The organism is Streptomyces chlorus (assembly GCF_042655885.1).
GTDB classification, from domain to species: Bacteria; Actinomycetota; Actinomycetes; order Streptomycetales; family Streptomycetaceae; genus Streptomyces; species Streptomyces chlorus.
This window is the reverse complement of the sequence record NZ_JBHSOA010000070.1, coordinates 14,937-31,902: the sequence shown is the minus strand read 5'-3', so window position 1 is coordinate 31,902 and position 16,966 is coordinate 14,937. Positions and strand designations below refer to the sequence as shown.

Genomic DNA, 16,966 nt, shown 5'->3' with positions numbered 1-16,966 from the left:
GACAGGCGACTTCCGACCGTTCGTGACGACCGGCCCCGCCGTCGACTCCGCGCGCCCTCACCCCTCACCGACTTCCTCTCCCCCCAGAACCGAGATCGGAGTGCCCTCATGACCACATCCGACGTGCGTCCCGGCCCCGCCGCCGCGGGCGGCGGCCTGTCCCCGGCGGCCCGGCGCCTGCTGGAGCAGCGGCTGCGCGGCCGGGCCGCGTCCCGGGACACGGGGCCGACCCGAACCCGGACCCGCCCGGAGCGGATCCCGCTGTCCGCCGCCCAGCAGCGCCTGTACTTCCTGGACCGGCTGGACCCCGGAGCGCCCACCTACCTGCTCCCCGTCGCCTGGCGGACGACCGGCCCGCTGGACGTGCCGGCCCTGCGCGCGGCCGTCGCCGACCTGGTCGCCCGGCACGAGCAGTTGCGCGTGGTCTTCCCCGAGCACGAGGGCGTCCCGCACCAGCGGGTACTGCCCGCGGGCGGCACGGTCCTGGACGTGACCGAGGTGACCGGCGCGGACGCCGAGGACCGCGAGCGCCGCCTGGCCGCCGCCGTGCACGCGGCCGCCCTGCGCCCCTTCGACCTCGCCCGCGAACCCGCCTTCCGCGCCACGCTCGTGCGCGCCGCCGCCGACGACCATGTGCTCGTCCTGGGCATGCACCACATCGTCTCCGACGGCTGGTCCCTCGACCTCGTCGTCCGCGACCTGGCCGAGCTGTACCGGGCCAGGATCCGGGGACGCGTCGCGGACCTGCCCGAACTCCCCCTGGACTACACCGACTACGCGATCCGGCAGCGCGAGAGCGACCAGTCGGCCGCGCTGGAGCACTGGCGCACCCGCCTGGCCGGGCTCACCCCGCTGGAGCTGCCGGCCGACCACCCCCGCCCCGAAACCCCCGGCAGCCGAGGGGCCGTCCACCAGGTCACCCTGCCGCCCTCCCTCACCGACGCGCTCGCCGCACTGGGGCGGCGCGTCGGAACGACCCCCTACATGACCGTGCTGGCCGCCTTTCAGGCCGCGCTGGCCTTCCACACCGGACAGTGCGACATCGCCGTCGGCACCGTCGTCGCCAACCGGGAACGCGTCGAGACCGAGCAGCTCGTCGGCTTCTTCGTCAACACCCTCGTGCTGCGCGGCGACCTCTCCGACGACCCGACCCCGGCCGCGCTGCTCGCCCGGACCCGGGACCAGGTCCTGGAGGCGTTCTCGCACCAGTCTCTGCCGTTCGAGAAGGTCGTCGAGGTGTTGAGCCCGGACCGCGACCTGGCTCGCAACCCGCTCGTGCAGGTGCTCTACACGCAGTCCGGCACCGCCGCGTCCGGCCTCACCCTCGGGGAGGCGGTCGTGACGCCGTACCGGATCGGCCTCACCACCGCCAAGTTCGATCTCACCCTGGACCTGCAGGACGGCGAGGACCGCACCGAGCTGGCCTTCGTCTACCGGTCCGACCTGTTCGAGGAAGCCTCCGTCGCCGCCCTCGCCCGGCACACCGTCACGCTCCTGGAGGCGTTCTGCGCCACCCCCGACACCCCGCTCAGCACCATCGACCCGCTCGCTCCCGCCGAACGCGGCCACCTCCTCGGCCCGGACGGCCCCGCCAACACCGGCGTCACGACCGGGCCCGCCCCGCGGACCGCACCCGAGCGGTTCGCCGAGCACGCGGCCCGCGCCCCGCACGAGGTCGCCGTCAGCGGATCGGGCCGCTCCCTGACCTACGCCCGGCTCGACGCCCGCGCCTCCGCGCTGTCGCGGAGGCTGCGTGCCGCCGGCGTGGCCCGCGGCTCACTCGTCGGCGTCTGCCTCGACCGCACCCCCGACCTGGCGGTGGCCCTGCTCGCCATCTGGCGGGCCGGCGCCGCCTATCTGCCGCTCGACCCCTCCCACCCGCAGGCCCGGCGCGAGTTCACCGTCACCGACGCGGGCATCGACTGGATCGTCACCGACACCGCCACGCGCACCGCCGCCGACTCCCTGCCCGCCCGGACCATGCTGCTCGACGGTTCCGACGGTTCCGACGGTTCCGACGGCTCCGCCGGGCACGCCGCCGACGACGAGCACGGGCCCGACGCGGGCGGCGACATCCGGCCGGCCCCCGACGACCTCGCCTACGTCATCCACACCTCCGGTTCCACCGGCCGGCCCAAGGGCGTGGAGATCACCCACGCCAACCTGGCCTGGCTGCTCGGCGCCGCCGACCGGCACTTCGGCTTCGGCCCGGCCGACGTGTGGACGCTCATGCACTCGCCCGCCTTCGACTTCTCCGTGTGGGAGCTGTGGGCTCCGCTCGCCACCGGCGGACGCGTCGTCGTGCTCACCTCGGACGAGGTGCGCGACCCTGCGGCCGTGCACCGCGTGCTGCGCGAGGAGCGCGTCACCGTCCTCAACCAGACCCCCGCCGCCTTCAAGGGCCTGCGCGCCCACCTGACGGGCGCCGGAGCCGGGTTCGGCGACCTGGCCCTGCGCACGGTCGTCTTCGGCGGCGACGCCTTCGACGTGCGCGACTACCGCGACTGGTTCACCGCCCCCGGGCACCGGCCCGCCCTGGTGAACATGTACGGCATCACCGAGACCTGCGTGCACGTCACCCTCCGCACCATCACCGAGGACGACGTCCACGGCACCGTCCGCTCGCCCATCGGCCGGCCACTGGCCGGACAGCACGGCTACGTCCTCGACCCCTGGGGCCGGCTCGTGCCGCCCGGCACCGCCGGTGAGCTGTACGTCTCCGGCGGCGGCGTCGCCCGCGGCTACCGCAACCGGCCCGAACTGACCGCCGCACGCTTCCTGGAGGACCCCTTCGGCGCCCCCGGCGCCCGCATGTACCGCACCGGCGACCTGGTACGGGTGCTGCCCGACGGCGAACTCGCCTACCTGGGCCGCGCCGACCACCAGGTGAAGATCCGCGGCCACCGGATCGAACCCGGCGAGATCGAGACCGCGCTGCGCGCCCTGCCCGGCGTCGCGGACGTCGCCGTGGTGGCCCGCGCCGACGGCGGTACGGCCCGGCTGGTCGCGCACGTCGTCACGCCCGAGGGGCGCCCGCTCGACCCGCCCGCCCTGCGTGAGGGGCTGCGGCTGAGCCTGCCCGACTACATGGTCCCGGCGCTGTTCGTCCGCCACGAGCGGCTGCCGCTGACCGCCAACGGCAAGGTGGACCGGGCCGTGCTGAGCGCCGTGCACGCCGACGCGGCCGGACAGCGCACCCACGTGCCGCCCGAGGGGCCGGCCGAGCAGGCCCTGGCCGGCGTGTGGAGCCAGGTCCTCGGCGCCGAGCACATCAGCCGCACCGACAACTTCTTCGACCTCGGCGGCGACTCCATCCTCGCCCTGCGCCTGGTCGGCCTGGGCCGGCTCGCCGGGCTCGCCTTCACCGTCGCCGACGTCTTCCGCGCCCGCACCCTCGCCGACCTGGCCGCGCTCGTCTCCGACGCGACCGACACCCCCGAACCGGTCGCCCCCTTCTCCCAGGTGGACCCCGCCGACGCCGACCGGCTGCCCGAAGACCTCGCCGACGCCTACCCGCTCACCATGCTCCAGGCGGGCATGCTGCACGAAATGCTCGCCGACCCCCGGCGCGGCGCCTACCACAACGTCACCGACCTGAAGATCACCGTCCCCGAGGGCTTCGACCCCGACGCCTTCCAGGCCGCCGTGGACGCGCTGGTCGCCGGACACCCGATCCTGCGCACCTCCGTCGACCTCGTCTCCTACCGCGAGCCCCTCCAGCTCGTCCACCGCACCGCCCACTTGCCCGTCGGCTACACCGACCTGCGCCGACTGCCCCGCGAGGAGCAGCGGGCGCGGCTGCGCCGCTTCGTCGACGAGGAGTTCGACCGCCGCTTCGACCTGGCCGCGGCACCCCTCGTGCGCCTCCACCTGCACCACGTCACCGACCACGACCTGCGGCTCGTCCTCACCGACTGCCACGTCGTCCTCGACGGCTGGAGCCTGACCTCCCTCGTCGCCGACCTGCTCGCCCTGCACCGGGAGGCCGTCGCCCACCGCACCGCCCCGCAGCCGCCGAACGCGCCGCCGTTCGCCGAGTACGTCGCCCTGGAACGCGCCGCGCTGAACAGCGAGGAGTCACTGGCGTACTGGCGCGACCGGCTCGCCGACCTGAGGCCGGTGACCTTCCGCCGCCGGGCGGACGGCGCCGCCGAGGGCCACCCGCCGGTCCACGAGGCCCGCCGTTCCTACGCCCACCTCGCCGAACGCATCGGCCGGCTCGCCAAGGAGGCGGGCGTGCCTCGCCGCACCGTCCTCATCGCCGCCTTCCACCACACCATGAGCCTGTTCGCCGACCGTGACGACAGCGACCTCGGCCACAGCATCGGCCTGGTGACCAACGGCCGCCCCGAGCTGCCCGGCGCCGACCGGATGCGCGGACTGTTCCTGAACACCGTGCCGTTCGGGGTGACCCGCCCGCGCGGCACCTGGCTCGTCCACCTGAGGGACGTCTTCCGGGCCGAGCAGGACATGCTGCCGCACCGCAGGGTCCCCCTGGTCCGCATCGCCGAACTCCGGCCCACCGAACCGCGGCTGACCGACGCCGTCTTCAACTACGTCAACTTCCACCGCCTCTCCCACGACTCCTGGGACGACTCCCTGGAGATCGCCCGCACCATGTTCCCGCTGCTGGTCAACGCCAGTGTCAACGCCTTCACCCTCGACGCCGACCCGGAATACGTGGCCCCCGCCACCGCCGAGCAACTGGCCGACGTGTACTGCGCCCAGCTGGAGGCCATGACCGCCGACCCCGACGGCCGCGTCACCCGCCCCGCCCTCACCGGCGCCGCCCGCGCCACCGCCCTCGACGACTGGGCCCGCGGCCCCCTCGTTCCGTCCTCCCCGCTGCTCCTGCACGAGCACATCGCCGCCCACGCCGCCCGCACCCCGGACGCGGCCGCCGTCGAGCACCGCGGGCAGCGGGTCACGTACGCGGAACTGCACGAGCAGGCCGAACAGCTGGCGCGTCGGCTGCGACGGCTCGGGGTGGGACCCGAGACGGTGGTCGGCATCTGCGCCGAACGCGGCCCGGACCTGGTGCGCGCCGCCGTCGGTGTGCTGCGCTCCGGCGGCGCGTTCCTGCCGCTGGACCCGCAACACCCCACCGACCGGCTCGCGTTCATGGCACAGGACAGCGGCATGCGCGTGCTGCTGACCCGGCGGGCCCTCGCCAAGGCGGTGCCGTTCGACGGGCCGGTGATCCATCTGGACGCCCCCGCGGAACCCCAGCAGCCCGTGCCGGGCCCGGAGGCCGACGCCGACACCCTCGCCTACATCATCTACACCTCGGGCTCCACCGGCACGCCCAAGGGCGTGGCCATCGCGCACCGCGGCCTGTCCAACATGCTCGAGGGCCAGCGCGACCTGGTGGACCCGGCCCCCGAGGACCGCGTCCTGCAGTTCGCCTCCTTCGGCTTCGACGCCTCGATCCTGGAACTGACCTGGTCCCTCGCCAACGGCGGCTGCCTGGTCACCGCCCCCGGGGACGACCTGCGCCCCGGCCCCGACCTCGCGCGCACCCTGCGCGAGCACCGCGTCACCGGCGCCATGCTGCCGCCCAGCGCCCTCGCCGTGCTCGGTGAGGACGCCTTCCCCGACCTGCGGGTGCTCCAGGTCGCCGGCGAGGCCTGCCCGGCCGAACTCGCCGACCGGTGGTCGCGCGGCCGGCGCTTCCAGAACGTCTACGGCCTCACCGAGACCACCGTCTGGTCCCTCGCCGCCGACCTCGCCCCCGGCCAGGGCCGTCCGCCCGTCGGCACCCCGATGCGCAACACCCGCGTCCACGTCCTGGACGAGGACCTGCAGCCGGTCCCGGTCGGCGTACCCGGCGAGATCCACCTCGGCGGCGACGCCGTCGGCCGCGGCTACCTGGGCAGGCCCACCCTCACCGCCGCCACCTACGTACCCGACCCGTACGGCGCCCCCGGCGACCGCCTGTGCCGCACCGGCGACCTCGGCACGCACCGGCCGGACGGCTCCGTGGAGTGGCTGGGCCGCCTCGACTCCCAGGTGAAACTGCGCGGCTTCCGCATCGAACTCGGCGAGATCGAACACGCCCTGCGGCAACTGCCCGAGGTCCGCCAGGCGGTGGTCCTGCACCGCACCGACCTGCCCGGCGAACCCGCCCTCGTCGCCTACCTCGTCGTCTCCACAGAGCGCCGGCCCGCCCCGGAGGAGCTGCGCGGCGCCCTGCGGGCCGCACTGCCCGCGTACATGGTGCCCGCCCGGTTTGTCGTCCTCGACGAGATGCCCGTCAACCGCAGCGGCAAGACCGACAAGCGGGCACTGCCCCTGCCGACGGCCGAACCCGACCGCGCGGACACCGAGTACGCCGCCCCCTCCAGTGCCGCCGAGAAGATCCTGGCCGAGATCTGGCGCGAGGTCCTCGGCCTCTCCCGGATCGGCGTCCACGACGACTTCTTCCGCATCGGCGGCAGCTCCCTGTCCACCGTCCGCGTCTCCCTCATGGCCGCCGCGCGCGGTCTGCCGGTCTCCGTGGGCGACCTGATCGAGCACCCCACCCTCGCCCGGCTGGCCGAGCACGCCGTCCGGGCGGCGGGCGAGGGCCTGCCGGCCGCCGTCACCTCCGAGGTACGGCTCCGCGAAGGCGCGGGGGAGCCCCTGTGGTGCGTGCACCCCACCGGCGGCAGCGCCGCCTGGTTCGTCCCGCTCTCCCGCGCCCTGCCGCCCGGTCGCCCCGTGCACGCCTTCCAGGCGCGCGGCCTGCTCGGCGGCATCGATCCGAGCACCGTGACGGGCATCGCCGCCAACTACGTCGCCGAGATCACCGAACGCGGCGACATCGGCCCGCACGCCCTGCTCGGCTGGTCCATGGGCGCCAACATCGCCCTGGAGATGGCCACCCAGCTGCACCGGGCCGGACACACCGTCGCACCGCTGGTCCTGATCGAGCCGTACCTGCCCAACACCGCCGCCCGCACCCGTCTCGACGGGGTCACCCGCGACCTGCGCGAAGCGCTGCGCCTGCGGGACCGGCTGCGTGAACTGCGGCCCTCGCCGCAGCGCGACCGGGCCACCGCCGAGCTCACCGCCACCCTGCTGGGAGCGGGCATGAGCCCGGCCGAGGCGGCCCTCGTCGAAAGCGCCCCGATCGAGGTGTGGCACTCGCTGCTCGCCGCCCTCGCCGCCTACGAGGTCCGCCCCTATCCCGGACACGTGCACCTCGTGGTGGGCAGCGAGGCCGCCGAACTGCCGCGCGGCCGCACCATGCCCGGCCTGGACGTCGACTACGACACCTACGTCGCCCGCTGGCGCGAGGTGGCCGGCGGCGGGCTCACGCTGCACATCAGCGACGGCGACCACATGTCGATGATGGCCGAGCCCCGGGTGCACGGCATCGCCGCCCTGCTCGCCGGCATCGAGCACACCGGCACCAACGAGGCCGTCGGCACCACCACGAGCGCCACGACGAGCACCACCCCCAACACCGGGACGGGAGAGACCCGATGACCACCCGTGCCCCCGCACCCGTCCTCCCCGAGCGCTACCTGCTCTCCCCGGACATGATCGCCGACCCCTACGACCACCTCGACGCCCTGCGGGAGCAGGCCCCCGTCCACTGGAGCCCCCTGCACCACGCCTGGCTCGTCACCGGCTACGAGCAGGTGATGAGCTGCCTGCGCGACCCCGCGGTCTCCGCCGACCGGGTACGGCCGCTGATGGACGCCGTCCCGCAGGGAGCCCGCGAGGACGCGGAGCGGGCCTTCGGCATCCTCTCGCGCTGGATGGTCTTCAACGACCCGCCCCGGCACCGCAGGCTGCGCCGGGTCTTCCAGGAGGCGTTCGCCGCCCGCGCCGTGGCCCGCTACCGCGCCTTCACCGAGAAGGCGACCCGCGCCGTCCTCGCCCGCAAGGCCGTGCCCAGCAGCACCGGCGACCTCATGGCCGGCGTCGCCAAGCCGCTGCCCGCCCTGGTGTTCGCCCGCTGGCTCGGCATCCCGCCCACCGACGGGCCCTCCTTCTGGTATTGGAACACCCGCGTCGCCGACCTCGTCCTCGGCACCGCCCAGGAGGAGAGCGAGTACCGGGCCTCCCTCCAGGCGCTGGTGAGCCTGGAGGACTACCTCGGCGCCCTCGTCGCCCGGCGCCGCGCCGAACCGGGTGACGACCTGATCAGCCAGGTGCTCCGCGAGGGCAGGGTCGGCGACTCGGTCAGCGAGGAGGAGTTCGTCGGCATGCTCACCCAGATGGCGTTCGCCGGCGGGGAGACCACCAGCAACCTCATCGCCAACACCGTCCTGGCCCTGCTCACCCGCCCCGACCAGCTGGCCGCCGTCCGGGCGGAGCCCGAACTGGCCCAGGGGGCGGTGGAGGAGACCCTGCGGCTGGACGGCCCGTCCAAGATGTCCATCCGCACCGCCGCCCGCGACCTCGACCTCGACGGCCGCACCCTGCGGGCCGGGGACCGGATCTTCCTCGTGACCGCCGCCGCCAACCGCGACCCGGCCCGCTTCCCCGACCCCGGCCGGTTCGACGTCCGCCGCTCGGGCGCCACCCACCTCGGGTTCGGCTTCGGCGCCCACTTCTGCATCGGCGCCGCCCTGGCCCGGCTGGTGGCCGTGGCCGCCGTACGGACGCTGGTGTGCGACCACCCCGGCCTGACCCTCGCCGATCCCGGGGGCCTGACCTGGCAGCCCTCCCTGCTCAACCGCGGCCTCACCGCCCTGCCCGTCCACTACTGACCGGACCCGGTCCGACGAAAGGCACACCATGGCCACCACCCTCACCGGCGCCGGTCCGCGGCTGTGGGCACCCGCCCGGCACCGGTCCTTCCGCCTCCTGTGGACGGGGCAGGCACTGTCCCTGCTCGGCGACGGCTTCAGCGTCATCGCGTTCTCCTGGATCACCCTCGGCCTGACCGGATCCACCCTCACCCTCGGCTACGTCCTGGCCTTCCAGGCCGTCCCCCGAGCCCTGTTCACCCTGGTGGGCGGCAGTCTCAGCGACTCCTGGTCCCCGCGCGTCCTGATGGTCGCGTCCAGCTGGACGCGGGCGGTGCTGATGGCGGCCGTCGGACTCGCCGGACTGAGCGGTCACCTGACGGTGTGGATGCTGTGCGCCGCGGCCGCCGCCTTCGGCACCGTCGACGCCTTCTTCCAGCCCGCGCGCGTCTCCATCCTGCCCTCGGTCGTGGACGACGAACTGCTCACCCCGGCCAACGCGCTGATGGGGGTCGGCGCGCGGACCGCCGCCGTCGTCGGCCCGGCCGTCGGCGGCCTGGTCATCGCCCTGACCCGGGCGCCGGTCGCCTTCCTCGTCGACGCCGTCTGCTTCGCCCTGTGCGGCCTGTGCGTGGCACGCGTCCGCACCCGTCCCCCGGCGGCCCGCAAAGCCCTTGCCGGCCCGGTGAAGGAGCAGACCTCCCTCGTCGCCCGCATCCGCGAGGGCGTCACCTACACCGCCCGCGACCCGCGGCTGCGGACCGTCGTCGCTCTCGACACCGCCGTCAACTTCTGCTACGCCGGGCCCTTCACGGTCGGCTTCGCCACCCTCGCCGACCAGGTGCTGCGCGGCGGCTCGGCCACGCTCGGCGTGCTCAACGGCTCCCTCGCCGGCGGAGCGGTGCTCGGCACACTCGTCGGAGGCGCCGTCGGCGGGCGGCCCAGGGTCGGCCTGCTGGTGGCCGCGCTGGCGGGCTGGCTGGGCGCGGGGATGGCGGTCCTGGGCCTGGTGCACAGCACTCCGGTCGTCGTGGCGACCGTCCTCGCCATGGGCTTCGCCATCGGCTTCCAGGGCGTGTTCGGACTGAGCTGGATCCAGCGCAACATCCCCCAGGACGTGCTCAGCCGCGTCGTCTCCGTCGACATGGTCCTCGGCTACGCCGTCGCCCCGCTGTCGCTGATCCTGTGCGGGGCGCTGGCCGGGAAGGACGCGTTCGCCTTGTTCGGGGTGGTGGCTCTGGTGCTCGGTGTGACGGGCCTGGCGGTGCTGGGGTCGAGGGCGGTACGCGGGATGCGGTAGCCGGTGCGTCCTACCCCCGGAAGGCGGCCGACCGCGCGCACAGGTCCGCACGGTTGGCCGACCCCGTCTTGGTGATGAGGCTCGCGATGTGCTTCTCCGCCGTGCGGGGCGAGATGAACAGACGGTCGGCGATGTCCCTGTTGCTGAGCCGTTCCGCGAGCAGCCGGAACACGTCGAACTCCCGGACGGTCACGCCCTGCGCGCGCAGCTTCTCCGGGATCTGGCTGGTGCCGGAGCGATGCTGGTGCACCGGGGCGCCGAGCCTGCGCAGCCCCGCCCGGCAGGCGCCGGTCACGGCCGCGACGTCCCGCTCGTGGAAGTAGTGCTCGGCCCGGCGCAGCCAGCCCACCGGATCGCCCCAGCCGTCCCGGTGCCCCGCGTCCGCGATCAGCCGCAGCCCCAGGTGCTGGGCGAGCGGATAGGGCTGCGCCACCGCCAGCGCCGACTCCACCGCCGCCGTCGCGCGCGGCCCCGCTCCCTCCCGGCCCAGCAGCACGGCGTCGGCGAGCAGCACGAACTGGCGGTTCCACCGCATCCGGGCCATCGCCGTGGCGGTGATCTCCTCGTGCCGTGCCCGCCCCGCGTCACCGGCGAGCACGTCCAGCAGCAGGACCAGGCCGTGGGTGCCGCCGAGGTGGTAGGTGGAGGGGTTGCCCGCCTCCAGCGCCTGCACCGACCGCAGCTCCGCGCGCGCCAGGTCGTGGTCCTCCTCCAGCAGCGCGCAGAAGGCGCGGGCCAGGCCGAGACTCAGCGGCTCCTCCTGGGAACCGGCGCCGTCCCACTCGGTGAACGCCGCCAGGGCCGTCTCCATCGCCGCCCGGTCCGCGCGGTGCGCCTCCAGGGCGGCCCGCGCCATCAGGACGTACCGCACGGCGGGCGCCAGACGCAGCCGCCGCACCACGGCCAGGCAGTCGTCCGCCGCCGACCGCGCGTTCTCGTGGTCGCCGCGCAGCACCGCGTCCAGGATGAGGATGCCGTCCACCGTGTGCACGATGTTCACCGAGCCGAGCCGCAGCGCCTCCTCGCGGGCCGCCAGCAGGCCGGAGGTGTCGCCCTCGGCGAGCCAGACGTTGCCGCCCATGCGGGTGGCCGCGTACATGCGCTGCAGGGGCAGCCGGTGCCGCTCCGCCGTCGCCAGGGCCTGCTGGAGCATCGCCGCGGACTCCTCCGGGTCCCGCTCGCGGGCGACGGTGGCGAGCAGTTCCCGGGCCTGGCAGGCGACCACGGGCAGACCGTGGCGCTCGGCGGTGTCGGCCGCCGACCGGGCCAGCTTCTCCGCGTGCTGGGTGCGGTCCGACCCCGGCGTGTCCAGGGCGAGGTAGGCGGCCGTGACGTCGACGGCCGCCTCCGTCGCTTCGTCCGGGGCGGTCGCCAGGACCTCGCGTGCCCGGTCGATCTGCCGGTTGCCGTCGCTCCACCGCCCCGCCGTGTGGGCCACCTTGGCCAGCCGGGTGTGCAGCGTGGCCAGCCGTACGGCGCTCAGCCCGGCGCCGCCCAGCGCGTGCAGGTCCTCGGCCAGGTCGAAGGCGCGGGCGAAGTCGCCGGCCTCCGCGAGGGCGGGCAGCAGGTTCTCCAGCACCGAGGCCCGCGCCTGCAAGTCGTCGGCGTCGGCCAGCAGGCCCTCGGCCCGGCTGAGCAGCGTCACGGCGGAGCCCAGGGCGCCCGCAGCCAGGGCCCGCCCACCGGCGTCCGCGTACAGCAGTCCCGCCTCCACACGGTCCCCGGCCTCGCAGCGCAGCCCGGCCGCCAGCGCGCACCAATCGCCTTCGAGACCCGGATGGAGCTCCTCGACGGCCCGCGCGCCCTGCCTCGCCAGGTCCGCCCGCTGACCCGGCGTCATCTGCGTGAACAGGGCCTCGACAGTGGGGGAGTGACGGAAGGAGTACCAGTCGGGGGCGGGCTCGTCGGGGATGACCAGCCGGGCGGCGACGCCCGCGTGCAGATGACTGAGCAGGGCCCGGTCGTCGACACCGGTCATGTGCTGGAGCACGGTGAGGGGGAAGCGGCGGCCCAGGACGGCGGCGGCCGACAGCAGGGTCAGGCCCTGCGCGCCCAGCCGGTCGATGCGCCGCAGAATGCCCCTGGCCAGCGTCGAGGAAACGTCACGGCGCAGATCGCCGACCGCGCGCCAGCCGTCGGTGCCCTGCACCAGCGTGCCCGCCCCGATCATGGACTGGAGCAGTTCCTCGACCAGGTACGGGCTGCCCGCGCTGTCCTCCCACAGACGGTCCGGCACAGCCGCCGGCACGTCGTCAGGGTCGTCGACCCCCAGATGCGCCGCCGTCATCTCGACCACCTGGGGCCGGGTCAGCGGCGGCAGTTCGGCCAGGGTCGCGACGCCCCGGCGACGGGCGGACTGCGCCAGGTCCAGCGCGTCGCTGAAATCGGTCCGCACGGTGGCCAGCAGCAGGACCGGCGTGTACTCCAGGTTGTCCACCAGGTATTCGAGGACGCCGAGCGTCTCGGGGTCGGCGTCGTGCAGGTCCTCCAACAGGAGCAACTGGCCCTGCCCCCGCCCGGCGGCCAGCAGCAGACGCAGCACCGCCTCGCCCAGGATCACCATGGAACTGCTCTCGCGCTCCCCGGTGTCCCAGTCGGGTATCAGCCGCCCGAGGACCGGCCGGTAGGGACCGAGGGCCAGGTCGTCCAGGGGCTCGCCGCTGCGGAACAGCGACATCAGCGCCTCGGTGAGCGGACGGAACGGCACGGCGGGCCCGGTGGTGCTGCTGCGGCCGCGCAGCACCCGCATACCGGAGCCCAGCGCGCCGCCCACGGCCTCCGCCGCGAGCCTCGACTTGCCCACTCCGGCCTCGCCGATCAGGAAGACGACGCCGCCGCGCCCCTCCCTCGCCTGGGCCATGGCACGTTCGAGCAGGGTGAGTTGGGGGTCCCGCCCGACGAGGAAAGGCGCATGGGAACGCATGAACGCAGATGATAATCGGCATGTCGGGGCCCGGGGCAGATCGCGACCCCGACGGAGAACCGCCGGACGCGCCGCGGCGCGGGCCCGCCCGGCGGACCCGCGCCCTCACGCGACTCGACCACCGCGCGGGGTCAGCTCGGCGCGGAGACCGAGGTGTCCAGGGTGCTCAGCGTGATGACGATGCCGCTGGTCAGCACCATCCCGGCCAGGACACGGGCGCGGGCGCAGGCCCGGTTGCGGCCGGTGAGCGTGATCCCGCCCGCCGCGTCCTGCTCGTCGGCGGTGTGCTGGGCGGAGTCGGCGGCGGCGGCGGTGGTGGCGAGGTGCTGGTCCATGAAAGGTGTTCCCCTTCTGTTTTCCGTACGACGAGCACGGGGTGGAGGTGGAGATGCCATGGGGCCGAGGAGCGGAGGCGCCTTACCGGTCAGTGGTCGGGGTGGGCCAGGAGCAGGACGGACGGGACGGTGCCGGGGTGGGCCAGACGGAGCAGCCCGTAGCCGATGCCGGACAGCCCGTCGAGCAGCCCGGGGGAGGGAACGTGGTCGGGGGTGGCACATCGGTGGCTCTGTGCCTCGACGAGGGCGAGTGCCTGCCCCGTGCGCCGGGCGAGCGCTCCGGCGGCGGCCGGGTCGCCCCTCCCGGCACGTACGGCCAGCGCTTCCAGCGTGCCGAGCGTGCCCCGCCCGAGGCTGAGGTCGGGACGGACCTCGCCCTCCGTGTCCCGGGCCGGGCCCCGGGACACGGAGGGCGCGGGGGACAGGTGGGCGGCGACGGCCGCCGCACCGGCGAGCCCGCCGGACCAGGAGACGTCCGCGGGCGCCGCCCCGGTGCAGCGCAGCGCGGCGTCCAGCAGCGTCCGGGCGGCGGCCGAGGGCGCGGCGGCGTCCCCGGGACGGCGGGCGGCGTACCGCAGCAGGGCCCAGGCGATGCCCGCGGCGCCGTCGGCGAAGCCGGCGGGAAGGCTGTGCGCGGCGGCGGCACACCGGTCCGCACCGGGCGGCACGGCGCCCTCCGCGCCGGTGGCCTCTCCGGTCACCGCGCCGAGCAGCCGGTCCGCCAGAGCGTCCGCCAGCCTCAGCGCCGCCGGATCGCCGGTCGCCTCGTGCACCGCGACCGCGGCGGTCAGGGCTCCCGCCGTACCGGTGGCGAACCCGGGCTCGGAGCACGCGGAGGCGGCGTGGCCGAGCGCGGTGAGCGCGGCCGGCAGGCAGTCCGCGACGTCCGGGCCGAGCAGTGCCGACAGACGCAGCACGGCGTACACGATGCCGCCGAGACCGTCGTACGCGCCGGGTCCCGCCGCCGCGCTCAGCTCGGGCTCGTCCGCCAGCGCCTTCAGCAGGACGGGCAGGGGGCGGACGGCCTCCCGGGCGAGCGTGGCGTACCGGCCCGCTCCGGCCAGGGCGTCGGCATGCGCCAGGAACAGCGCCACTCCGCAGTAGCCCTGCGCGAGTCCGGCGCCCATCGGCAGCACCGCCCAGTGCGGCCCGGACACCCGCTCCAGGCCGAGCCAGTTGGTCCGCCCGCCCTCGCGTACCGCGCGGGCGGCGATCTCGTCGGCGATCCCGCACGCTGCGGCGAGCAGCCGGGACGTGTCGGGCGCGACGGCCGGCACCGGCTCCACCGCCAGTTCGGACCTGGGCCGGTCCAGCGGGGAACCCGCGCCCCGGGCGGCGAGCGTGGCCGTGATGATCCACTCCTGGTCGTGGCAGTCGACCTCGTCCATCCGGGCGATCTTCTCCCGCACCGCGGCCACGCCCGCCACCGGCAGCACACCCGGGAGCCACGTGCCGTCGTCGGCCCGGACCGAGGTCCCCGACGGCCGATGAGTGAAGAGCGGCACGTCACCGCGCCACAGCGCCGCCGTCTCGTGCTCGATCAGCCGCCGGCGTGCCTCGTCGTGCTCGGACTCGGTCCACAGCACCGCGAACACTCCCTCCCGGGCGAGCGCGTCGCCGAGCAGCGACGGGTGGGCCGACTCCTCCAGCAGCGTCGCGTACAGACGGGTGGAGCGGGCGATGAGCCGGGCGGGACGGTGGGCACGGGCCATCAGCGGGCCGTCGTCGCCGAGCAGTTCACGGCCGTGCGCGGCGAGCGCCGCATAGGCGGCGCGGAACCCCTCCAGCAGGGCCGCCCGGTGATCGGCGCCATCGAGGAGGCGGCCGGCGGGCAGCGGCTGGTTGTGCGCCGCGGGGCTGAGGACCGGGGCGCGCACGACCCGCATGGTGTCCAGACCGCTGTCCCGCCAGTGCAGGCCCTCGCTCGGACAGATGCCGTCGGTGGACCGGCCGAGCGCGGAGATGTCGAGGGCCCCGTGCTCGCCGATCAGCAGATGCGGCAGCAGGCAGGTGCGGTGCACGGAGGCGTGCAGCGCGTCCGCCGCCGGGTCGGCGCCCGCCGTCATGGACTGCGCGAGCCCGGTGTGCAGCAGCGTCTCGGCGTCCACCACAACCGGCTGGTCGCCGCAGGCGATGACGTTCTCGTAGTGCATGTCGGCGCCGTCCACCGCGTACAGCAGGGCCAGCAGCGCGCCCTGGCGCCGGTAGAACGCGTCCGTCTCGGTCACCGACCGGCACCAGCGGTGCTCGACGAACTCCAGCCAGCCGTACGCCTCGCGGCGCAGGCTGCGCGGGGTCCGCAGGTCCAGTCCGGCGACCTTGGCGTTCAGCCAGTCCACCAGGTCGTCGAGGAGCGCGTGCTGGCCGAGCGGCCGGGGCTTGTAGACCAGCCGGTCGCCGCCGGCGAACCGCAGGACGGCGACGGACCGGTTGCCCTGGTGGGCGTCCCCGCGGCCGAGGTCCACCCCGGCGAGCGGTCCCGGGTCGCGTCCGTCGAGGAGCCCCGCGGCCAGGTCCTCCCGGTCGGCCGCGAAACGGGCCGCCAGTTCGGCCGTGGCCGCCGTCGCGTCCAGGGCGGTCTGCGCGAGCATCCGGGCCAGCACCGGGTAGGCGGCGAACAGCGCACAGAGGCCCTGCCGGGTGCCCGCGGCGGCGGCGAAGGCGTCGAACCGCTCGCGGGCACCGGCCCCGGCCAGCCGCCCGGCGCGCCGTGCCGTGTCCAGTTCGTGGACCAGGGTCCGCGCCGCCTGCCGGACCAGCTGGTACGTCAGCCGCCGTGCGAACGCCTCCCGCCACACGGCCGGTTCGGCGCCGGTGGACGCGGGCAGCAGCTCGGCCAGCCGCGTGGTGGCGGTGGCGACCAGCGGCCGGACGACCGGAGCGAAGGCGTCGGGTCCCTCGCCCGGAGCGACCGTCTCCACCGGTGCCGTCGCGGCGCTGTCCAGGGCCGCTTCGGCGTACCGCGCCCAGTCGGGCTTCGGGGAACGGGCGGCCAGCCGCGCCGCGGGCTCCGCGGCCAGTGCCGCGGCCGTGGCGCCGTCCACGCCCAGACCGGCCAGCCGCAGGGCGAAGCCCTCGGCGTCCCCGGCGGCCCAGGGGGCGGGCCCGGCGGCGGCTCCGGCGGGTGCCCCGGGAAGGCCGGGGGCGTCGAGGCGTTCCGCGAGGGACAGCGCCGGCGCCCACCACGAGGGCGGGAGGCCGGTGCTCCGGGACGTCGGGAGGCTGGCGGTCTCAGTCACGAGAAAGAAGGTCGCAGACCCCCAGTGACCCCCACATGGGTAAGCAGCCCCCATATTCTGCGCGGCCCCTGCCCCGCTCCGGCGGGCCGGGACGCTCGAACCCGCCCCTGGAGCGACAAACCCGCAGCTCGGAGGCGGGGTCACCCGTACCGCTCGGATGGGGGACGGAGCGCCGGACGGAAGAGTGGTACTGCGCGTTCGGCCCTTGTGCCCGCCCCCCGGCGTATGCGCGGACCCCCCTGCACGCCCCTTCTCCGGGCCGCGGGCCCCATGGCCGCCCCTTTCCCGTCCCCCGGATCCCCGGTCCGCTGATCACGCTGCCGCCCGGACCGGTCGACGGCCGCCGTACGCCGGGCCGGGAGGAAGACGCGAGGGGATCACGAGCCGATGGGGCCGCCCCGCCGGGGGGAAAGGTGGGGGCCGGTTACCGATGCCGCCGCGTCCCCGCGCCCGGCACGGTGGTGCGCAGTCCCCACCGCACACCGCCC

Annotated in this window: 6 protein-coding genes; 3 read left to right on the top strand and 3 right to left on the bottom strand. The window is 75.3% G+C overall.

The features are described from left to right. Positions 1-108 precede the first annotated feature (108 nt). The 3 genes from ACFPZI_RS28310 to ACFPZI_RS28300 are packed head-to-tail and all read left to right on the top strand — an operon-like array spanning position 109 to position 9,981. Positions 109-7,470, top strand: a complete 7,362-nt coding sequence (locus ACFPZI_RS28310) for an amino acid adenylation domain-containing protein (protein ID WP_381368705.1) — start codon at positions 109-111, stop codon at positions 7,468-7,470. Continuing rightward, positions 7,467-8,702 (top strand): cytochrome P450, encoded by a 1,236-nt coding sequence (locus ACFPZI_RS28305; RefSeq protein WP_381368702.1) that lies wholly within the window; start codon positions 7,467-7,469, stop codon positions 8,700-8,702. Before ACFPZI_RS28310 ends, ACFPZI_RS28305 begins: the two co-directional genes overlap by 4 nt. Positions 8,703-8,730: 28 nt before the next feature. Beyond that, the gene (locus tag ACFPZI_RS28300; RefSeq protein WP_381368699.1) at positions 8,731-9,981 is read left to right on the top strand and encodes an MFS transporter; all 1,251 of its coding nucleotides are present in this window, start codon (positions 8,731-8,733) and stop codon (positions 9,979-9,981) included. 10 nt (positions 9,982-9,991) lie between these two features. Here ACFPZI_RS28300 and ACFPZI_RS28295 read toward each other — a convergent pair whose 3' ends face one another. The 3 genes from ACFPZI_RS28295 to ACFPZI_RS28285 all read right to left on the bottom strand — a co-directional run bounded on the left by ACFPZI_RS28295 (position 9,992) and on the right by ACFPZI_RS28285 (position 16,478). Continuing rightward, on the bottom strand, positions 9,992-12,904 hold the full coding sequence (locus tag ACFPZI_RS28295) for a helix-turn-helix transcriptional regulator (RefSeq protein ID WP_381368696.1): 2,913 nt from the start codon (positions 12,902-12,904) through the stop codon (positions 9,992-9,994). 131 nt (positions 12,905-13,035) lie between these two features. Beyond that, entirely contained in the window at positions 13,036-13,239 is a 204-nt protein-coding gene (locus ACFPZI_RS28290; RefSeq protein ID WP_381368693.1) for a hypothetical protein, read from the bottom strand. Between the two features lie 89 nt (positions 13,240-13,328). Continuing rightward, positions 13,329-16,478, bottom strand: coding sequence for a type 2 lanthipeptide synthetase LanM family protein (locus ACFPZI_RS28285; RefSeq protein ID WP_381368690.1), 3,150 nt, complete (start codon positions 16,476-16,478; stop codon positions 13,329-13,331). Between the last annotated feature and the right edge of the window lie 488 nt (positions 16,479-16,966).